The 19,694-nt window shown below is 39.2% G+C and carries 27 protein-coding genes, 4 tRNA genes and 1 riboswitch; of the genes, 19 read left to right on the plus strand and 12 right to left on the minus strand.

Features of this window, described 5'->3' with window-relative positions; all coding sequences use genetic code 11:
• Positions 1–17 precede the first annotated feature (17 nt).
• From DCC39_RS00005 to DCC39_RS00025, 5 genes are all read left to right on the plus strand, one after another.
• Positions 18–91: transfer RNA gene (locus DCC39_RS00005), tRNA-Ile, on the plus strand.
• A gap of 117 nt (positions 92–208) precedes the next feature.
• Positions 209–301, plus strand: a tRNA-Ser gene (locus tag DCC39_RS00010).
• A gap of 195 nt (positions 302–496) precedes the next feature.
• Positions 497–572 (plus strand) — tRNA-Phe (locus DCC39_RS00015).
• A gap of 148 nt (positions 573–720) precedes the next feature.
• On the plus strand, positions 721–1,332 hold the full coding sequence (sodA, locus tag DCC39_RS00020) for a superoxide dismutase SodA (RefSeq protein ID WP_116552825.1): 612 nt from the start codon (positions 721–723) through the stop codon (positions 1,330–1,332).
• 199 nt (positions 1,333–1,531) lie between these two features.
• Positions 1,532–2,764 carry an MFS transporter gene (locus tag DCC39_RS00025; protein ID WP_116552826.1) on the plus strand — a complete coding sequence of 411 codons (1,233 nt, stop codon included), beginning with the start codon at positions 1,532–1,534 and terminating at the stop codon, positions 2,762–2,764.
• A gap of 44 nt (positions 2,765–2,808) precedes the next feature.
• Here the strand turns inward: DCC39_RS00025 and DCC39_RS00030 are convergent, their stop codons facing one another.
• Positions 2,809–3,267 (minus strand): endolytic transglycosylase MltG, encoded by a 459-nt coding sequence (locus DCC39_RS00030; protein ID WP_116552827.1) that lies wholly within the window; start codon positions 3,265–3,267, stop codon positions 2,809–2,811.
• A gap of 3 nt (positions 3,268–3,270) precedes the next feature.
• Entirely contained in the window at positions 3,271–3,480 is a 210-nt protein-coding gene (locus tag DCC39_RS00035) for a hypothetical protein (protein ID WP_116552828.1), read from the minus strand.
• 155 nt (positions 3,481–3,635) lie between these two features.
• Here DCC39_RS00035 and rpmG point away from each other — a divergent pair, with 155 nt between their 5' ends.
• The 11 genes from rpmG to thiD all read left to right on the plus strand — a co-directional run bounded on the left by rpmG (position 3,636) and on the right by thiD (position 13,180).
• The gene (gene rpmG / locus DCC39_RS00040; protein WP_116552829.1) at positions 3,636–3,785 is read left to right on the plus strand and encodes a 50S ribosomal protein L33; all 150 of its coding nucleotides are present in this window, start codon (positions 3,636–3,638) and stop codon (positions 3,783–3,785) included.
• A 94-nt stretch (positions 3,786–3,879) separates the two neighbouring features.
• Complete coding sequence (locus DCC39_RS00045) at positions 3,880–4,446, plus strand: 5-formyltetrahydrofolate cyclo-ligase (RefSeq protein WP_116552830.1); 567 nt, start codon at positions 3,880–3,882, stop codon at positions 4,444–4,446.
• Positions 4,447–4,527: 81 nt separating this feature from the next.
• Positions 4,528–5,538, plus strand: coding sequence for a ThiF family adenylyltransferase (locus DCC39_RS00050; protein ID WP_116553078.1), 1,011 nt, complete (start codon positions 4,528–4,530; stop codon positions 5,536–5,538).
• 243 nt (positions 5,539–5,781) lie between these two features.
• A complete protein-coding gene (locus DCC39_RS00055) occupies positions 5,782–5,994 on the plus strand; it encodes a YqgQ family protein (RefSeq protein ID WP_116552831.1) in 213 nt (70 codons plus the stop codon).
• A 221-nt stretch (positions 5,995–6,215) separates the two neighbouring features.
• Positions 6,216–8,084, plus strand: coding sequence for an LTA synthase family protein (locus DCC39_RS00060; RefSeq protein WP_116552832.1), 1,869 nt, complete (start codon positions 6,216–6,218; stop codon positions 8,082–8,084).
• Positions 8,085–8,165: 81 nt separating this feature from the next.
• Positions 8,166–9,356, plus strand: a complete 1,191-nt coding sequence (locus tag DCC39_RS00065) for a M14 family metallopeptidase (protein ID WP_116552833.1) — start codon at positions 8,166–8,168, stop codon at positions 9,354–9,356.
• Between the two features lie 49 nt (positions 9,357–9,405).
• Positions 9,406–9,509, plus strand: a riboswitch (TPP riboswitch).
• Positions 9,510–9,582: 73 nt separating this feature from the next.
• On the plus strand, positions 9,583–10,209 hold the full coding sequence (thiE, locus tag DCC39_RS00070; RefSeq protein ID WP_116552834.1) for a thiamine phosphate synthase: 627 nt from the start codon (positions 9,583–9,585) through the stop codon (positions 10,207–10,209).
• Positions 10,209–10,412 carry a sulfur carrier protein ThiS gene (gene thiS, locus DCC39_RS00075; protein WP_116552835.1) on the plus strand — a complete coding sequence of 68 codons (204 nt, stop codon included), beginning with the start codon at positions 10,209–10,211 and terminating at the stop codon, positions 10,410–10,412. Before thiE ends, thiS begins: the two co-directional genes overlap by 1 nt.
• 5 nt (positions 10,413–10,417) lie before the next feature.
• Positions 10,418–11,203: a thiazole synthase gene (locus tag DCC39_RS00080; protein WP_116552836.1), complete on the plus strand. Its 786-nt coding sequence runs from the start codon at positions 10,418–10,420 to the stop codon at positions 11,201–11,203.
• A gap of 41 nt (positions 11,204–11,244) precedes the next feature.
• On the plus strand, positions 11,245–12,351 hold the full coding sequence (gene thiO / locus DCC39_RS00085; protein ID WP_116552837.1) for a glycine oxidase ThiO: 1,107 nt from the start codon (positions 11,245–11,247) through the stop codon (positions 12,349–12,351).
• A 16-nt stretch (positions 12,352–12,367) separates the two neighbouring features.
• Positions 12,368–13,180, plus strand: coding sequence for a bifunctional hydroxymethylpyrimidine kinase/phosphomethylpyrimidine kinase (thiD, locus tag DCC39_RS00090; protein WP_116552838.1), 813 nt, complete (start codon positions 12,368–12,370; stop codon positions 13,178–13,180).
• Positions 13,181–13,197: 17 nt separating this feature from the next.
• On the opposite strand, the gene DCC39_RS00095 is transcribed toward thiD, so the two are convergent.
• The 9 genes from DCC39_RS00095 to comGA are packed head-to-tail and all read right to left on the minus strand — an operon-like array spanning position 13,198 to position 17,898.
• Complete coding sequence (locus DCC39_RS00095; protein ID WP_116552839.1) at positions 13,198–13,380, minus strand: YqzE family protein; 183 nt, start codon at positions 13,378–13,380, stop codon at positions 13,198–13,200.
• Between the two features lie 24 nt (positions 13,381–13,404).
• Positions 13,405–13,914, minus strand: coding sequence for a shikimate kinase (locus DCC39_RS00100; protein ID WP_116552840.1), 510 nt, complete (start codon positions 13,912–13,914; stop codon positions 13,405–13,407).
• Complete coding sequence (gene comGG, locus DCC39_RS00105; protein ID WP_116552841.1) at positions 13,911–14,297, minus strand: competence type IV pilus minor pilin ComGG; 387 nt, start codon at positions 14,295–14,297, stop codon at positions 13,911–13,913. Before comGG ends, DCC39_RS00100 begins: the two co-directional genes overlap by 4 nt.
• On the minus strand, positions 14,287–14,730 hold the full coding sequence (comGF, locus tag DCC39_RS00110) for a competence type IV pilus minor pilin ComGF (RefSeq protein ID WP_116552842.1): 444 nt from the start codon (positions 14,728–14,730) through the stop codon (positions 14,287–14,289). Before comGF ends, comGG begins: the two co-directional genes overlap by 11 nt.
• Positions 14,706–15,047, minus strand: a complete 342-nt coding sequence (locus tag DCC39_RS00115; protein WP_116552843.1) for a type II secretion system protein — start codon at positions 15,045–15,047, stop codon at positions 14,706–14,708. The genes comGF and DCC39_RS00115 overlap by 25 nt, the downstream gene beginning before the upstream one ends.
• Positions 15,031–15,501, minus strand: coding sequence for a competence type IV pilus minor pilin ComGD (comGD, locus tag DCC39_RS00120; RefSeq protein ID WP_116552844.1), 471 nt, complete (start codon positions 15,499–15,501; stop codon positions 15,031–15,033). The genes DCC39_RS00115 and comGD overlap by 17 nt, the downstream gene beginning before the upstream one ends.
• Positions 15,473–15,781, minus strand: coding sequence for a competence type IV pilus major pilin ComGC (gene comGC / locus DCC39_RS00125; protein WP_205948444.1), 309 nt, complete (start codon positions 15,779–15,781; stop codon positions 15,473–15,475). Before comGC ends, comGD begins: the two co-directional genes overlap by 29 nt.
• A 30-nt stretch (positions 15,782–15,811) precedes the next feature.
• Positions 15,812–16,840: a competence type IV pilus assembly protein ComGB gene (gene comGB / locus DCC39_RS00130; RefSeq protein WP_116552845.1), complete on the minus strand. Its 1,029-nt coding sequence runs from the start codon at positions 16,838–16,840 to the stop codon at positions 15,812–15,814.
• Entirely contained in the window at positions 16,837–17,898 is a 1,062-nt protein-coding gene (gene comGA / locus DCC39_RS00135; protein ID WP_116553080.1) for a competence type IV pilus ATPase ComGA, read from the minus strand. The genes comGB and comGA overlap by 4 nt, the downstream gene beginning before the upstream one ends.
• Before the next feature lie 158 nt (positions 17,899–18,056).
• Between comGA and DCC39_RS00140 the strand changes: the two genes are divergently transcribed.
• Positions 18,057–18,128 (plus strand) — tRNA-Gln (locus tag DCC39_RS00140).
• A gap of 182 nt (positions 18,129–18,310) precedes the next feature.
• Positions 18,311–18,538: a DUF2626 domain-containing protein gene (locus tag DCC39_RS00145; RefSeq protein WP_116552846.1), complete on the plus strand. Its 228-nt coding sequence runs from the start codon at positions 18,311–18,313 to the stop codon at positions 18,536–18,538.
• Between the two features lie 58 nt (positions 18,539–18,596).
• On the opposite strand, the gene DCC39_RS00150 is transcribed toward DCC39_RS00145, so the two are convergent.
• Positions 18,597–19,229 (minus strand): MBL fold metallo-hydrolase, encoded by a 633-nt coding sequence (locus DCC39_RS00150; RefSeq protein ID WP_116552847.1) that lies wholly within the window; start codon positions 19,227–19,229, stop codon positions 18,597–18,599.
• A 266-nt stretch (positions 19,230–19,495) separates the two neighbouring features.
• Here DCC39_RS00150 and DCC39_RS00155 point away from each other — a divergent pair, with 266 nt between their 5' ends.
• Entirely contained in the window at positions 19,496–19,681 is a 186-nt protein-coding gene (locus DCC39_RS00155) for a DUF2759 domain-containing protein (RefSeq protein ID WP_116552848.1), read from the plus strand.
• The last annotated feature ends 13 nt before the right edge of the window (positions 19,682–19,694 follow it).

Raw genomic sequence — 19,694 nt, forward strand, 5'->3', positions numbered from 1 at the left:
AAGTGAATAATAACAATGGACCCTTAGCTCAGTTGGTTAGAGCAGACGGCTCATAACCGTCCGGTCGTAGGTTCGAGTCCTACAGGGTCCACTAAATCAGATGTCAGGGATCAGAGGCTAGAAGCCGGATTGAAAGTTATTCATAAAGTTTAAAAAGTATTTTGATTTAACGTTCATCAGGCCTCTTGCTTCCAACATCTTGCAAAACGGAGGAATACCCAAGTCTGGCTGAAGGGATCGGTCTTGAAAACCGACAGGGGCTTCACGGCCCGCGGGGGTTCGAATCCCTCTTCCTCCGCCATACATACGAAACCGGAGCAATTGGAGAACAAAATAATAGGCTCGATAGCTCAGTCGGTAGAGCAACGAGCAAATGCATCGTCGAATGATCCGCGAGTTGTCCCGACACAGCCTGCATCGAAGCATAAGCTAGAAGAGGAAGGGACAGAGGCATCTAGAAGGATTTCCCTATCTCAATTGGAGAACTAAAAAAACTGGCTCGATAGCTCAGTCGGTAGAGCAGAGGACTGAAAATCCTCGTGTCGGCGGTTCGATTCCGTCTCGAGCCACCATACATCACCAAGCGTACAGGTTTCTGATGAAACTTGTTTTTTTGATTTCAAAAAAAGTATTGTAAATAGGTTTAAAAAATTGAAACCTTAGGGTATATCTGGTAATGTAAAAAGTGATCACAACTTACATATGAAGGAGGAATTGCTTATGGCAAAGTATGAACTGCCTGAATTGCCTTACGCTGCGAACGCACTTGAACCGCATATCGACGAAGAAACGATGAAGATTCATCATGGGAGACACCACAACACGTATGTCACCAATTTGAATAATGCACTTGAAGGCCATGACGACTTGGCAAGCAAAAGTGTAGAGGAACTTGTCGCAAATCTTGACGCGGTTCCTGAGAACATCCGTACAGCTGTAAGAAATAACGGTGGAGGACATGCCAACCACTCGTTCTTCTGGCAAATTTTAAGCCCGAATGGCGGCGGCCAGCCTTCTGGTGAATTAGCTGAAGCCATCAACAACAAATTCGGAAGCTTTGATAAGTTTAAAGAGGAGTTTGCGGCAGCGGCCACAGGCAGATTCGGTTCCGGCTGGGCATGGTTAGTTGTAAATAACGGTCAGTTGGAAGTGATGAGTACACCAAACCAAGATACACCGCTTATGGAAGGTAAAACTCCTATTCTTGGCCTTGACGTATGGGAGCATGCCTATTATTTAAAATACCAAAACAAACGTCCGGACTACATTAATGCATTCTGGAACGTTGTAAATTGGGATGAAGTGGCAAAACGCTACAACGAAGCTAAATAAAAAAGATTTCACTCAAAATCAGCCAATTATTTGGCTGATTTTTTTCTGTGTTAGGGAAGGATAATTTGCAGTACGGCAGAAAATCGACGTGGCGGCAAATTTTAAGTCCTGAGTGCAAGTTTTCTTTATCTTCTTTTCCGTGCGAATATCGTCACTTGATTAACGCACACTAATTTTTAAGGGAAAAGGAGAGATACATATGAACATTTTAAAAAAAATACTTGGAAATATTGAAGTGACGCGCGGTCTTTCTTTACTGATTTTAATTGGTGGCCTTTACTCTTTAAGCATTGCTTTGTCAAATACATTTGTGAATGTATTTCTCTGGAAACAGACCGGTAAATTTATAGATATTGCTGTTTATAATTTAGCAATCGTCGTATTAGAACCAATTGCTTTTCTATTCGCCGGAAAAATCGCTAAAAAAATCGATCGGGTCATTGTATTAAGGATCGGTGTGATTTTTTTATCAGCTTTTTATTTAGCAGTATTGCTTTCCGGCGAGAGGGCAAGTGCGTATATCGTTTTACTTGGGGCACTACTCGGAATCGGATACGGTTTTTACTGGCTTGCTTATAATGTTTTAACCTTTGAAATCACTGAACCTGAAACTCGTGATTTTTTTAATGGTTTTCTTGGAGTAATGACTTCGTTTTCAGGAATTGTCGGCCCAATCTTTGCAGGATTTATCATTTCTTCGATGGAAAAGTTTACGGGTTATAAAATTATTTTTTCTTTTTCTCTCTTGCTTTTTGTGGGAGCAGTAGTATTGAGTTTTTTCTTGCACAGAAGAGCGGCCAAGGGCAGTTTTGCTTTTCGCGATGTCTTTCAAGAAAAAAAAAGAAACAGAAATTGGAGAAATATTTTATACGCACATTTTTTCCAAGGGCTGCGTGAAGGAACGTTTGCTTTTGTTATCGTTGTCTGGGTTTTCATCATAACAAAAAGTGAATTGGCGTTGGGTGCGTTTAATTTCGTCATGTCCACTGTCCAGCTGCTGGCTTATTATGCAGTTGCAAGATTTATTAAGAAACAAAATCGAAAAAAAGCAATTCTCGCAGGAGGCATCATTTTATATGCAGCAGTTTACATCATTCTTTTTAAATTAACGTATCCCGGTTTACTATTTTATGCTGCTGTGATTTCGATTGCCTACCCGCTTTTGCTCGTCCCTTACCAGTCCATCACTTATGATGTCATCGGAACAGCGAAAAAAGCTGCCGACTTTAGAGTGGAATATATTGTTTTTCGGGAATTATATGTAAATGTTGGGCGCATTTTTTCCATCCTGGCGTTTATTATTTGTGTATCCATGTTCAAAGAAGAAAGCATCCGATACCTCATGATGGTTCTTGGAGCAGGCCACCTCATTTTGTATTTCTTTGTCAGAAAAATATCTTTTAAAAAAATGAACAGAGCAATATGGCAATAAAAGAAACAATGCCAGTCCTGCAAGTGTTTAACGGACTGGCATGTTTATTTTGTAATAATGTTGACGATTTCCTTGATCGACATCTCACTGTTAAGCTTATAAGATCCCGATTTTACAGCGGTTTCGAGTTTATTCTTATGTAAATAATCTCTAAATTCATCTTTGTCTGTAATGATTTTCGCGTCAAAAAGTTTGCTTGTCACTTCTTGGCTGCTTGTGCCTTTAGGAACGTCAAGTTGAATTTGGTACACGACATTTTTATCAGCTTGTTGATTGGCTTGTTCATTCAACTTTTCAAATTCTTTTTCGGATAGAATGACGAGATCATTTTTGTCAGCAAATGATTTGACATCTGTCTCAGTCAATTGTTTCCTCTCTTCTGTTGGGCTATTTGATGCAGCAGGAGTAGCGTCCGCCTTGACATTTTGAAAATAAAAGTAACTTAATACAGCCGTAGCGAGTAGTAGGCCTGCAGCAAAACTTCGCAATCCGTTTCGAGTCATTTTTTATCCTTTCTTACTTTTTTTATTGTCGGTTAACATGATCTCTTCTTCCAAAACATTAATCTTTTTCTTTAATTTCAAAATTTCCTGCATTAAGCTTATCGAAAAGTTTTCAAGTTGCTTTTCGACATCCTTCGCAGGATCCTTTTGAAAAAAAGAAAAGATCAAAATAAAGACAGCTACTGCCAATAGCGATAGAATCGCAATTTCCATTTTGAATCCCTCTTTTTTCAAATGATTTACAAATATAGTTTAAACGAGGAGTAATAAAAAAGAAAGGGAAAAAATAGATAACTTGAACCTAAGTTGATAATTTGGTACAATGGGTACGTTAATTTGATTTGTGATGATGAAATGGAGGGGTATAGATGCGTGTACAAGTAACTCTTGCTTGCACTGAAACGGGTGACCGTAATTATATTACTACAAAAAACAAACGTAATAATCCGGATCGTATAGAACTTAAAAAATACAGCCCAAGGTTAAAAAGGCATACGTTGCATCGTGAAACAAAGTAAGCGGTAGGTAAATCCTGCTGCTTTTTTTAATTTGGCTGAAGGCCAATACCATAAGGATTTATTTTTTCCCTTTAACAAGGAGAATGAGTGTGATATGACGAAACAAGAATGGCGTACGTTCATGAAAAAAAAGCTTGCTCACATGCCTAGCGATACATTTGGCAATCTTTGTAAAAAAATTCAAGATAGGCTTTTTCAGGATTGTTTGTGGCATGAAGCGAACACGATTGGCTTGACAGTTTCAGTAAATAGAGAAATTGATACGAAGAAAATTATCGAAGAAGCATGGAAGCTTGGCAAACAAACCGCCGTCCCAAAATGTTCGCCTGATTCATTTGAAATGGAGTTTTATCTTTTTGATTCTTTTTCACAAATCGAAAGAGGATTCTGTAATTTAGAAGAGCCTGTTGTCGAAAAAACAAGAGCAATCGCGGAAAAAGACCTAGATTTATTGATCGTTCCCGGACTTGCTTTTGATAAAAATGGATATAGAATTGGTTATGGAGGGGGATTTTTTGATCGTTATTTGCAAAAATACCCGAACGAAACGATATCTTTATCTTTTGAATGCCAACTGATTCCACACGTACCACGCGATCGTTACGATAAACCTGTGAATCAGCTAATCACAGAAAAAGCATGTTATAAAACGAGACTTTAATGGGGGTCTTACGGACGGTTACACAAACTGGTGTTTTCTAAGTTTACATTTACAGATAAAGGGGAAAAGAATTTGGGTGAAATGTTTGAGAGATACTCAAGACAAATGTTGTTTGCGCCAATCGGCTCAACAGGTCAAGAAAAATTAAAAAAAAGCAAGGTGCTTATCGTCGGAATGGGCGCCCTTGGCACGGCAGCCGCTAACCACCTCGTTCGTTCTGGTGTTGGTTTTCTCCGGTTCGTTGATCGGGATTATGTAGAATTGTCGAATTTACAAAGACAGATGCTTTTTGATGAAGACGATGTCAGAGAGTCTTTGCCCAAAGCTGTGGCTGCAGAAAGAAAGTTAAGAAAAATAAATAGCAGCATATCGATCGAAGGGATCGTTGCGGATGTAACCGCAGCCAATATTGAAGAATTCCTCGTTGGAATTGACTTGATCGTTGACGGGACGGATAATTTTTCGACACGATTCCTACTAAATGATGCAGCTTTTAAAAATAACATTCCTTACGTATATGGCGGGGTTGTTAGTTCCCGAGGGATGAGTGCGCTGTTTATTCCTGAAAAAACGCCTTGCCTGAGATGCTTCATTACTGAAGGCGATGGAAGCGGAGAAACGTGTGATACCGTTGGAGTTATTTCACCAATCGTCGACATTGTTTCTTCATATGAAGTCACTGAAGCGCTTAAATATTTAGCGGAAGATCATCATAAACTAAGAAATGGGTTAATCTCAATAGACGTTTGGCAAAACCGGACACATGTGATTCCCTTCGGTGAAGCAAAGCAAAATTGTCCTACATGCCAAAGAAAAGAATATCCCGCCTTAAAAATTGATCATGAAGAAATTGCCACGTCACTTTGCGGCCGTGAAACGGTTCAGATAAAGGCAAAGCAGTCATTCTTATTAAATGAGTGGTCAAATCGGCTTAAACCAATTGCAGATGTGAAAGAGACCCCGTTTTTACTGCGGGTTCAGCTCAAAGAAGGAGAGCGTCTCGTATTATTCCCTGATGGGCGTGTTCTTGTCCAAGGGACAGAAGATATCGTGAGAGCAAAAACGCTTTATGCCCGATATATTGGATTGTAGAAAAAGGAGGCGAACGTTATAAAAACGGTAAAGAAAATCATTTTCATTCAAACCGTTGCGTTATTGCTTGTTGCAATAGGCTTTCGATTTTTTAAAACAGTCCGCCATTTAACATTTCCTGAAATGAGGGAAAAAGTAATCGAATCGAGAATTTAACAACAGCCTTTTTGAAGTAAGAGCAGATTAGTGTAATCTGCTCTTACCTACGGTATATTAGAGTTTTCTTTAAAAGGGTGTTTCATTTTGAATACATTTTATGATATCCAGCAATTATTAAAGCGCTTTGGAATATTTATTTATACAGGAAATCGTCTCGCTGATTTGGAGTTAATGGAAGAAGAAATACATGAACTGTACAGAATGAAAATGATTGAGGCTCAAGATTACAAAATCGCATTGCTCATTTTAAGAAAAGAATATAGATTTGAAAGAGAGAAAAAAGACAGGACTATTTAACTGTTTTTTAAGAAAAGCGAAACTTTATCCAGTCTTTAATCGTAATTATTATGTGGGGTTAAGAAAAAACGCTAATTCATTTTTCTGGAAGTTAGTGGTGAAAAGTTAGATTTGCTTAAATATGGAAAAACTGTCGGTTGCCATAACAGTTAAAAGAGATTATGATATCTCTTATGTAAAGAATTACCGTACGAAAGAGAAATGAGGAGTGCTGGATTACGATGAAGAAGACGTTAGCTAACTATTCGATGTTCTTCACAGCTACGATTTTATTATGGATAAAAACGTATTTCGTTATTCGATTTTATTTTAATATCCCTTTAGAAAATAAAATGCAGCAATTTATTTTAGTTATTAGTCCATTAAGCACAGTGCTGCTGTTTTTAGGCTTTAGTTTATTTTTTTCTCAAAGACTGCGAAATCGGATGATTTTGCTTATAAGTTTCATAGGTTCTTTCATTCTGTATGCCAATATTGTGTACTATCGTTTTTTTAATGATTTTATTACAATTCCCCTCCTTTTCCAAACGAGCAATATGGGAGATTTAGGGAGCAGCGTCTTTGAATTAATGAATTTTACAGATGTTGTGTTTTTCATCGATGTCATTATTCTTGCTGTATTAATGAAATTCTTACAAGTCAAACCTGTGCATACGACAAAGAAACAAATTGCGTCCATATTTGCCGCAGCGTTGGCGCTATTCGCGATTAATCTTGGACTAGCTGAAACAGAGCGTCCGCAATTATTGACAAGGACGTTCGATAGAGAGATGCTCATCAAGAATATCGGAGTGTATAACTATCACATTTACGATATCATTATGCAGTCCCGGGCGAAGGCGCAGAGAGCGCTGGCGGATGGAAGCGAAATCGTAGATATTGAAAACTATGTAAAAGCCAATCGCGCACAACCAAATGAAAAGATGACCGGGATTGCCAAAAGGAAAAATGTGTTTGTTATTTCTTTTGAGTCATTGCAAGATTTTGTCATTAACAATACGGTTGACGGAGAAGCCATCACACCTTTCTTAAATTCTCTTATAAAAGAAAGTTATTATTTCCCAAACTTTTACCATCAAACCGGCCAGGGAAAAACATCGGATTCAGAGTTTCTGCTTGAGAATTCACTGTATCCATTGCCAAGTGGGGCGGTCTTTTTCACCCATTCACAAAATGCCTATCACGGAACACCTAACCAACTAAAAGAAAGTGGCTATTATTCTGCAGTTTTCCATGCAAACAATAAAAGCTTCTGGAACAGGGATGTTATGTATGATTCATTAGGCTATGACCACTTTTATGATGTAGATAGTTATAGTGTTACTGAGGAAAATTCGATTGGGTGGGGGTTAAAGGACGGTCCGTTTTTTGAACAGAGCATAGAATACTTGAAGCATATGCCGAAACCTTTTTATTCTAAATTTATTACATTAACGAATCACTTTCCGTTTACATTAGAAGAAGAGGATCAAATCATCCCGCCATGGACATCAAGTAGCGGTACGCTCAATCGTTATTTCACAACCGTTCGATATACGGATGAAGCGGTAAAAAACTTTTTTGAAAGGTTAAAAGAAGAAGGGCTTTACGAGGATTCCATTTTTATTTTATATGGAGACCATTATGGTATTTCTGAAAACCACAATAAAGCGATGAGCCAATATTTAGGCAGGGAAATAACGCCGTTTGAAAGTGCCCAGCTGCAAAAAGTCCCATTAATCATTCACATTCCTGGGCAAAAGGGGAAAGTCATCGAAACAGTCGGCGGCCAAATTGATTTGAAGCCAACGATCTTTAATTTACTTGGCATTGATTTGAAAGACGACATCTATTTTGGCAATGATTTGTTTTCAAAAGAACATTCGAATGCTGCTGTTTTTAGAGATGGAAGTTTCATAACAAAAGACTTCGTTTATACGAAAGATCTTTGTTATGAAAAGGCGACAGGTATGGAAACAGACATAGAAAAATGTGAACCTTATAAAGAAAAGACCGAACAAGAGCTTCATTATTCCGATCGAATTATTTATGGGGATTTGCTTCGATTTTTTGATAAGAATAACGGAACGGATGTAAAGGTTAAAAAGTGAAACATGGAACCCAGCATTGGGTTCTTTTTCTTTTTTTCGCTCATATTTATACAAGAGAATGTTTCCCATGGGGGGGATTATTTGGAACTCGTTGTTCAGCGCGGCCATACGTTTTGGCTTTACAGCCAGTTATTTCAAATTCCTTTACAGCTTATCGTTGACTCAAATAAAGAGGCAGATCCAATGAATCTAAAAATTGGAGAAACGATTAAAATTCCGGGTTTCATTAGCTCGGCCTATACCATTCAGCCGGGCGATACATTTTGGTCCATTTCATCAAAAAGAAATATTCCTCTGCAACAATTGCTTTTTATCAATTCCGGAATTGAACCAACTCACCTCCGGGCTGGCACAACAATTAAATTGCCTATAAGAATTACTTGGAGGCTAATTGATGGGAAAAAAAATTATGATTATGAGACACTCGTAAGAGATATTAGAATGCTGCTAACAGTCTATCCATTTATACAACAAGGATCAATCGGAAATTCAGTGATGCAAAAGCAAATTCCTGAAATGATTGTTGGAACTGGGCCGAAAAAAGTTCACGTAAACGGTTCTTTTCATGCAAATGAGTGGATAACGACGTCTATTTTGATGACTTTTTTGAACGATTATTTATTGGCATTGACGAATCAGACATGCATTCGCAATGTGCCTTCACTTTCGTTGTATGAAAAAACTTTTCTATCGATCGTGCCGATGGTGAACCCGGATGGCGTAAATCTTGTTTTATATGGCCCTCCCGATGAGGAACCTTACAAAAGCAATGTTTTGAAATTAAATAATGGAAGCAAGGAGTTCTCAGGGTGGAAGGCAAATATCAGGGGGATAGATTTAAATAACCAATTTCCAGCAAGGTGGAGTATTGAGAAAGAAAGAAAACCGAAGGAACCGGGTCCAAGAGATTATCCCGGACAAAAGCCGTTAAGTGAACCTGAATCAATTGCAATCGCTAACTTGACGAAAAGGCGCAACTTTGATCGTGTTTTGGCATTCCATTCTCAAGGAAAAGAAATTTATTGGGGATTTGAAGGATTTGAACCACCAATCGCTGAAACAATCGTTTCAGAATTCGCGAGAGCAAGTGGATATAAACCTGTACGTTATCTTGACAGTTACGCAGGATATAAGGATTGGTTTATCCAAGAATGGAAGAGGTCAGGGTTTACAATTGAGGTCGGGATGGGTGTGAATCCCTTGCCATTGTTACAATTTGATGAAATATACTATGATAATTTAGGCATTTTACTTGCTAGCCTGTATATGTAAAGATTGTTTTTTCAGAAGTTATTTGACATAATAAGGTTAATTTCATATTTTCAAAGACTAGGGGTGCGGAGAGCTGAGAAAAAGGAGGTCATCCTTTTACCCTCATAACCTGATCTGGATGGTGCCAGCGGAGGGAAGTCGAGATGTTTATAACTCGTTGTTTATCACCATAATCCGCTCTCCATGATTATGGTTTTTATTTTTATGGATGAATGGAGGTATAAATTTGAAAAGATTCAGATTATATGTCATTACCGGAGAAGAATTCCATCCATCACGGACGCTTAAAGAAGTGATGCGTGAAGCAATGGAAGGGGGAGCCGACTTCATTCAACTAAGAGATAAAAAAAGTACAAAAAAACAAGTATTGGAAAAAGCTAAAATGCTGCGGGAGCTAACGAATGAATTTGATGTTCCTTTCATTGTAAATGATCATATTGATGTTGCATTAGCTGTTGGTGCTGACGGTATTCATCTAGGACAAGACGATCTGCCGTTAGTGGAAGCCCGTAAACTTGTAGGAGATAAAATCATAGGAATCTCTACGCATTCGATTGAGCAAGCACGGGAAGCAGAAAGAAACGGTGCCGATTATATCGGGGTTGGTCCCATTTTTCCAACGAAAAGTAAAGAAGATGTCGTTGAACCTGTTACAGTAAGTTACTTAAGGGAAGTAGCAAACGAAATTAAAATCCCATTTGTCCCTATTGGCGGCATCAAACTGCATAATGTTGATGAGGTGCTGAATGCCGGTGGCAAAAGTGTATGCGTCATTAGTGAAGTAGTCGGAAGCAGCGATGTAAAAGGTACGTGTGAAGCGTTTATACGAAAAATTAAGGAGTGTGAAACATAATGGCGGTGCTAAGAATTAATGGGGAAGAAGAGCATTTCGATCATGTGAAAACTCTTTTAGATGTCGTAGCGCACTATAAGCTTGAAAATAATCTTGTCGTTGCTGAAGTTGATGGAAAGGTGATTGATCGAGAAAGATGGAGCGAGACGGGCATTGAAGATGGAATGTCAATTGAACTAGTACATTTTGTTGGAGGAGGGTAAACGAGTTGAATGATTCATTCAAAATTGCTGGCGAGGAATTATCATCAAGGCTCTTTTTAGGGACTGGGCGTTTTGCAAATCCGTATATTCAAAATGAAGCTATTGCTGCCTCGGGTACAGAAGTTTTAACATTTGCGATCCGAAGAGTCAATCTTGAGCATCCTGAGGAAGATGCAATATTACAGCATTTGGAAGGGAAAACTTTTCGATACTTGCCTAACACGTCAGGGGCAAGCAACGCAGAAGAAGCCATTAGAATTGCAAGGCTTGTTCGTGCCACAGGATTAAGCAATTGGATTAAAGTTGAAATCTGTGCAAACGAGAGAACGCTTTTGCCTGATCCTGTAGAAACGTTAAAAGCGACGGAACAATTGGTTAAAGAGGGTTTCGTCGTATTGCCGTACACATCAGATGATCCTATTTTGTGCAAACGGTTGGAAGAGGCTGGAGCAGCGGCAGTTATGCCCGGAGCATCTCCAATCGGAACGGGTTTGGGCATATTAAATCCATACAACTTATCGATTATTATTGAAGAAGCAAGCGTCCCGATTATTATCGATGCCGGCCTTGGCTCTGCGAAGGATGTAACCGAAGCCATGGAACTTGGCGCCGATGGCATTCTATTAAATACAGCTGTTGCGAGAGCGAAGGATCCGGTAAAAATGGCGGCAGCAATGAAATTTGCGATAGAAGCCGGCAGACTGTCCTACCTTGCTGGCCGAATAGAAAAGAAACGCTATGCAACGGCTTCCAGCACAACGATGGGGTATTTTACCTCTTCATTTCAATGATGCATTGATGACTAAACGATGACTGAGGAAGTGAACATGTAGTGGCAAAGGATATTCTCATACTTGGCGGCGGTGTTATCGGTTTGGCAACGGCTTTCGAGTGCCAAAATCGCGGCCATCAGGTGACCATTCTTGAAATTGCAACGTGCGGAGGACAAGCTTCAGGTGCCGCGGCAGGGATGTTGGCGCCTTATTCGGAGATGAGTGAGGAGCCTGATGATTTTTTCTTGCTTTCCCATCAAAGCCTGAAAGAGTATCCCGAGTGGCAGCAAGAAATAAAAAACAAGTCTTCCATGGATTTTGAGTATGTAGAATCGGGAAGCCTTTATACGATTTTTCATGAAGCTGAACGCTTCCCCCTTCAAACGAGAATGGAATGGCAAAATCAATTCGGTGTTGAAGCTTCCATTATTGAAAAAAGTGAATTGAAAGAAATGGAGCCTGCACTTTCTGAAGAAATTCTTGCTGCCCTTTATACACCTAGTGAAAGCCATCTTTATTCACCCGACTATGTTAAAGCATTAAAACAGGCTTGTTTGAATACAGGCGTACAGATTTACGAACATTTAAAGCACGTGGAAGTGATCGGGTGGAAAAATGAAGTTCACCTCCGCTCTTATGAAGACAAGCATTTTTTTGCAGATCACCTTATTATATGCAATGGCGCCTGGTCAAAAGAATTGGAAAATAGTTTTGGCATCGCCATTCCAGTTTTTCCGATTCGGGGGCAAATTTGCTCTTATCGTACTGAGAGCCTAATAAAAAGCTTGGTTTTCTCAAGTCAAGGCTATGTCGTGTCAAAAGGCAACGGTTCTCTCGTGTGCGGTGCATCAGAAGATATTGCAGGATTTAATGTTGACGTAACAGAAAAAGGAATAAAGAGGCTTGAAAGGTGGAGCAAAAAACTGCTGCCGGTTTTAGAAACAATGGAAACGAATCACAAGTGGGCTGGGTTGCGGCCGGCAACTCAGGATGGGTTTCCATTAATCGGCCAACTTTCAAATTATAACCATGTCCAATTCGCCACCGGCCATTATCGAAATGGAATTTTGCTCAGTCCAATTACGGCTAAGGTTGTCGCCGATCAAATCGATGGCTTAAAAGAGAGAGTACCGTTGCGTTCTTTTTCGCCAGAACGTTTTTCATAGTTGAGGAGGAGATGATATGTCACTATTTAAAGCTTTAACGATTGCTGGCTCTGACAGCGGGGGAGGGGCTGGTATTCAAGCTGACTTAAAGACTTTTCAAGAATTAGACGTATACGGCATGAGTGTGATCACAGCCATTACCGCACAAAATACGCTTGGTGTCCATGCTGTTTATCCGCAAACAGTGGAATCTGTCGTTGCACAATTAAAAGCTGTAGCTGAAGACTTGAAGCCTGAAGCAGTGAAAACAGGCATGCTTTTTTCAAAAGAAATCATTCAAGCAGTCGCTGAGCAAATTGAAAATTATCAACTGAAAAATCTTGTGATTGATCCGGTGATGATCGCAAAAGGCGGCGGCCAGCTGCTTAAAGATGATGCAATCGATGCCTTGTGTGAGTATTTGCTGCCTAAAGCTACTTTAATAACACCAAATTTACCAGAGGCTATGCGCATTGCTGATATGAAAAAAGTCGAAACAATAACCGATATGAAAAAGGCTGCGAAACGGATTTATCATTTAGGTGTCAAGCACGTCTTAATTAAAGGCGGCCATTTAAGCAGTGATCAAAAAGCGATTGATCTTCTTTACGATGGTTCCACCTATTATTCAGTTTCTTCCGATCGAATCGATACGAAGCATACACATGGAACAGGCTGCACGTATTCTGCCGCGATTACAGCTGAACTAGCAAAAGGTAATGAATTGTATAAGGCTGTTAACAAGGCCAAGCATTTTATTACGTGCGCGATTCGCCATAGTCTTGCGATTGGAAATGGAATTGGTCCAACGAACCACCGTGGCCATAGAATAGAGAATAAAGAAGGCTAAACCAGGAACATCCTTTTTTAGCCTTTTCTTTTTCTTACATGGACTAGAATTGCTAAAGGCAAGATGCCGAACCACCGAAATAAGAATGGCTCTCTTTGGTCTTTTTTCTTTCGTTTTAATTGTTTCTTTTCTTCTTTTGTTGCAAAAAAGTATTTTATTACCTTTTCTGTCACGTATTCCACGTATTCATTTGGAGACATAAGCATCACCTAGTTATAGCATGATCAGAATTTTTCGTTTTTAGTCAATAAATCGGTTATTTTTTTTACTGTTTCCTCAATAGATAAATCGCTTGTATCAATGATATGATTTGCTTCCTTATACAGCGGTAAACGGACTTCTAATCGTGATTCAATTTCCTTTCTTTTGTCTCCTGACAGTAAGGGCCTTGCAGTATCGTCCTTTAGCCTTTCAAATAGTTTATCTGGAGAGCAGTAAAGAAAGAAAGTATTCCCGTTTTTTTTCATGTATGAGCGATTTTCTTCGTTCAAAATGATTCCTCCCCCAGTAGAAACGATGACATTCTCTGTTGGAAGCGAATGAAGCGCTTTTGTTTCCGCTTGGCGAAAATACTCCTCACCGTCTTCAGCAAAGATTTGACTGATTGGGCGGTTTTCACTTTTTATGATTTCTTCATCCGTATCAAAAAAAGGGAGATCCAATTTTTTTGCTAATTCGGTTCCAATCGTCGTCTTTCCGGATCCCATAAATCCTATTAAATAGATTGCGTTCATTGTATACCCTCACTCCACTCGCTTATTCTTTTTGTTTCTTTGTCGTATACAAGAAATATTTCTCTTTTTCCCGGTAAATCTGTTGTTGAAGTTAAAAGAATAACCGTTTCATTTTGATGTTCTTCTGTCACTTTATAAATGACGGAACCGCCCTCAAATGTAAGTTGACCGGCTACCTTTTCTATTGTATCGGATTTTTCTAAAATAGAAAGCATTTCAAGAGAAGCGCGTTGAAGAAGGGTATCGTGGAGAAAGTAATTTTGTCTTTCCTTTAAAAAGCGGCGATCGCTTTCTAAAAGTTCCACCTGGTAAATAAGAATTGCCGCAAAAAGAAAAGCTAGAATAGCGACGATTGGCAAAATAAAGCCATTTTCATTCTTCATTTCTTTCACCTATTGGCGCAAATTTTCTTTTGAACGTTTTCCCATTTAGGCCTTCAATTTCAATCGTAACGATCTTGCCATTCATCTTAAAAGAAACTGTTTTTATATTCTGTAATACGATTTCATGGCCGGTGTCTTTCAGTTGGCGCCGTAACAGATTTTGAAAACGTTCGTATTTCGCTATGTCATTATATCGAAAATGCAAATAGAGCTTGTTATCGATGACTCTTATTTCATCGGCTGAATGTATTTCCCTGCCAATCTGCATGAAAAAGAGTTCTGCCTCCTTTTCGAACGCGGTGCTTACGTCGGTTTTGAAAAATTGAACAATAAGCGGAAAAAAGAGAACAATGATGGAGAAGACAAAAAGTGAAAAAATGGTTTCAAGAAGTGTAAACCCTCTGCTGTTTAAATATGGCTGCCTGTTCCGCATTCTTCATAATTCCTTCCGTTTTTTCCTTTCCATTTGATGCAAATTTCTATCACACTTTCTGTGTCTTGACGGACAGTTAACAGATAATCTGTACCGTCTTTTGAAATCGGGGATTCTGCGATAGGTTTTTCATTTGTCGTTCGATATTCTTCTAACGTATTTTGTATAACCTCATAAGCAAACAATTGCTGCTTAACGGTTTGCCTCTCCTGCAGAACGGTTGTGAAGAGGGGAGCAGTTGCTGCGATGATCATCGTTATCATCGCGAGTGAAACTGTTGCTTCAATTAACGTAAATCCTTTACAGTTTGCTAACATGAAACCTCCCCTTTCCGATGTAGAATGTCAGTTTGTAGCTTTCTTTTTTTGTTCGGACGATCCATGTGCCAAAGTTTGGTACATTTCCATTTTGAATGAAACAGAGCTGTAAATTTAACGTGCCTTTTTCAATTTTTATATCTGGAGAATGATTTCGCACGAGTAGAATCTCATCATTATTTCCCCGAATTTGATAGCTAGAATTTCGTGGTTCTACACAAACCTTTTTTCCTTGCGATAATGCAGATGCTTGCGCGAAGTAAATATCTTCTTCCAATTGAGCAATAAAATGATCGATTGATTTCGTTTCGGAAAGCGCGGAAAAAGAGGGGATCACTATTAATGCAATGATCGAAAAGATGGTTAGAACGATAGCTAATTCGATAAGTGTGTAGCCCTGTTGATGATTTGGTCTGATGCTCATTTTATGAACCGGCTTTTTTAACAATGCCATTTTCAATCACCAACGTTGAATTGTCTGGACATTTGATTGCTCCATCTACATAGTCTGAAAGATCCTCAACTTTTGTTGGCTTTTTTCCTTTTTCTATTTCATACACACCTACTTGCGCCTGCAGAAGCTTTATTGTAGCATCACAGCTTTTTCCATTAACGACGTCTGTGTTTTTCGTCATGTTCGGTACGATAATTAAGAGCAAAATCGAAATAATTGTCAAGACGATCATCATCTCGATCAGAGTGAAACCAAGGTTATTGTTCAAATATTTTTTCATTGAAATCTTCCTTTTTCATTTAAGAGTTTTTTATAAAGATTGAATAAATTGAAGCATTGGCAGCATGACTGACAGGAACATGAGAAGTACGATAAGGCCGACAAAGATAAAGATCGTTGGCTGTACGACATTGAGGGCTTTTACAAGCTTTTCTTCAATCCGTTGAAACAACATATCCGAATAGATGGCAAGTTCATCTGCCAGTTTGCCATTCATTTGGCCATGCTTAATGATCGAAGCAAGTTCTCTTTGGTAAAGAGCTCTTTCATTCATGATGGATTCTAGAGATTCACCACCTTTTAGCCGAAATTTAATATCCGTCGCCTCTTGTTGGAGAAGAAGGGAGTAATTTTGCCGCTCAAAAATATGAAATGCTTCGTTTATTGAGATTCCTGCATTTAGAAGGGAGCTGAAACTCAAGCTGAAATGCTGTGTTATGATTAATTTTGTTAAGGTGTTTACAAATGGGATTTTCAGGAGCGGGGCTAGCTTTGTACGCGGTGATTGCTTGCGGTATTTTGCTGCATAGCTGAGAAGAACAAAGATAAGCAATAGGGCGAAGCCGATGAGAACGGCAGGCAGGGATTTTACAATTTGCATGAGAAACATCGTAGTTTTTGGAAGCTCACTGCCCACAGAATCGAACAGATTCGAGAATTGGGGAAACAAATAGCGGAAAAGCATATAAAGCATAAAACTTGAAAGCCAAATGAGAAAGAGAGGGTATTGCATAATTTTTTGCAATCGGCTTTTAAAATGTTCACGTTTTTCAAGTATATTGCCGCTTTGAATAAAACCTTCAGCAAGATCATAATGCTCAAAAAAGTAGATGCTTGACAGTACATCGTTTGGAAACTTGAATCGATCCAAAACATCGTAAAGCCTATCGCCGTTTTTAAGCTGTTGCAGAATCGTCTGTATATCTTGTTGTACTTCATCTCTTTCATTCAAGGCGAATAATTCAATGCTATTTGATAATGTGTAGCCCCTTTGGATGAGGTTGCCGATTCCTCTTAAAAACGCAGCTTTTTCTCTGTTATTCCATTTTTTTCTTCTCAAGAAGCATCATTCCACCGTTCATTGTAATCTTTTGGAAGATACCCTAATTGAATGGCTTTGTTAATTTCATCGCGTAACGTTGGGTATGTTGGCAGTGGGTTTTTCGGGTTATAAATATGGGCGAGTGCTTCGATAAGGTTTTGATCGGAGAGCAATTCAAATACTGCCAGCCTGCGTTTTGTTTGCGAGGAACATTGTGGTCCACAACTGCCTTTGCAATTGGGGCAAATGGTGTTGATAAGATTTTGCGTTGCGACAGCAGTAACAGTTTGTTGAATATCACTAAAAGAAATGCCGAATTCAAGCAGCCGATAAAGGGCTCCAATTGTGTTTTTCGCATGCATTGTCGTAATGATTAAATGCCCGCTCAGCGCCGCTTTGATTGCTATTTTCGCGGTTTCCCCGTCGCGTATTTCTCCAATCATAATGATGTCCGGATCATGCCGCAAGCTCGCTTTAAATCCTTCTGAAAAGGTAATCCCAGCTCTTTCGTTTACTTCTAACTGGGTAAACGAATCACTTATCTTTTCAACAGGATCCTCAATTGTCAGGACTCGCCGGTTGTACTTCGAAACAGCTTGATGAAGGAGGGCATAAATTGTTGTCGTTTTGCCCGATCCCGTTGGGCCAGTCAGAATCATAAAACCCGCTTGTTCTTGAATAAGGGCAGGCATTCGATTAGCAGGATTGGGAAAAAGAAATAAATCTTTAAAAGAGAAGTTGTTTTCTTGAGGTAGCAAGCGTAAAACGAGGCTTTCATTAAAAGGAGTAGGCATTGTCGATAAGCGTATACTGACCTTTTTTCCGTGGAAGGAAAGGGTAAGTGCTCCATTCTGAGGACGTCTCTTTTCGCCAATATCCATATTCGCTTGGAATTTAAAGTGAGATAGCATTTTTGTATATAGCTGCTCTTTTATTTGGATATAGGGATGAAGTTCCCCAGCGATGCGGAATTGCAGCTGAATATAGTTTTCTTTCGGCTGAAAATGGATATCCGACACTTGGCGGTCAAGTGCTTCTTCAATTATTTTTAAACTTCTTTTTTCAATTTCATTCAAAAGATCACCCTTCCCTAAAAAAATAAAGTTATTCTTTGAAGAAAAACAAACGGCATGAATACCTTTCTGCACATTTCGCTAAAATCCTTCTTATTTTTTAAACTTTTTTTGTATATATTTTTTTATCCTGTTCATAATAATGAGTGCAATTGGACAATTGGGCTGTAGCCAAGCGGTAAGGCAACGGACTTTGACTTCGTGATTCGCTGGTTCGAATCCAGCTAGCCCAGTTTATTTTTAAAGGATAAACCGGTGTAAACATCGGTTTGTCCACTTCACCCTCAAACTTCTAACCTCCAATATCTAAAATTGCCACAACTTAGACACGAAATCGATCATTGGGATTTACAATTGGAACGAAACTCATATATAATGGGAAGTAGCGATTGTGAGTGTAAAGGAGGGGAATTTAGTGGATCGTATGTACCGAGTGTTAGGTTTTTGGACTGCAATGATAGCGATTATGGCTTTTCTTGGCGACTTGGATAATATGGCAATTCTATTTTTGGCACAGACAATCGTTTTTGTTTCGCTTAGTTATTTGAAATTATCAGAGCGGATGTATATGTATCTCTTCGGAGCATACTTAACCATCTTTATGGCAGGTTTTACATACTGGACTGTATTTGTAATGTCCTAAAAAATTTGATCATACAACGTAGGGAAGACGAAGCTTTTGCTCCGTCTTTTTAATTTTCTTAAAATCCTGTGAGGAAGGGGTTTGAATCCATTTCGGCTTCAATTGACGTCACAGGCCCATGCCCAGGGCAAACTTCGGTTTCCTCGGGTAAGCTAAGCAGTTTTTGATGGATGCTGTTCAGAAGCTGTTCATAGTTTCCGAAAGGCAGGTCTGTTCTTCCGATGCTTCCTTGAAACAACGCATCCCCGGAAAAAACGACGCCTTCATTTGCAAAGTAAAAGGACACACTCCCGGGTGAATGCCCAGGCGTTTCAAAGATTTCAATGGAAAACTCGCCAATCTCGATTTGGCTTTCATTTTTAATAATGTGTTCAGCCTTTTTTGCTTTAATGACGCCGAGAGGAAAGCGGATGGAACCATTTTTAGACGGATCCTCAAGCCAGTCTTCTTCGTTTGCATGGATGTAGACTGGAATATTAAAAGCTTCTCTCACTTCGTCAACGGCTCCGATGTGGTCAAAGTGTGCATGTGTCAGCAGAATGGCGAGCGGCGTAACGTTAAGTGTTTCAATATATTGAATGATTTTGCTTCCTTCAGATCCAGGATCAACAATAAGGCATTGATTCGCGTCATTCCATATGACGTACGTATTTTCCTGCAGGGGGCCGACAGGCATTTGCTTCCATTTCATTTTTTTACCTCCTCTTTAGTGTTCATGATCATTCTACACCATATAGAAGATGAAGTTTAGTTTGAAATGAAATGATAGAAGGATTCAAAACAAAGCAAATGTTACATTTTTATAAAATTTCATTCGGCCTTGAAGCCTCTAAACAAGGTTGTCTCGACAAATGGTTGAAAAACGGGTAGAATATGTTAAGGATCATCCTTTTTACATATCATTCTATTTCCAAAAAAGGGAACAATAGGGAACAAACAGATGAAAGGAGTACAATCATGGCTCTCGCAATTATTTTTCTACTGATAACTCTGTTGGCGCTCGTAGCGATTTTCCGTGAATTGCGCAAAAGAAACATGCTAGGGTTTGTGTTTGCATTACTGACTGTTGCAGTTTTCGGATGGTTTAGTGTCATGACATTTATTGATGTGTTCCATGGCGGCGGGGCACCTGCACCAATTTAAACTTCAAATGTTT

The organism is Pueribacillus theae, from assembly GCF_003097615.1.
Classification (GTDB): Bacteria; Bacillota; Bacilli; order Bacillales; family UBA6769; genus Pueribacillus; species Pueribacillus theae.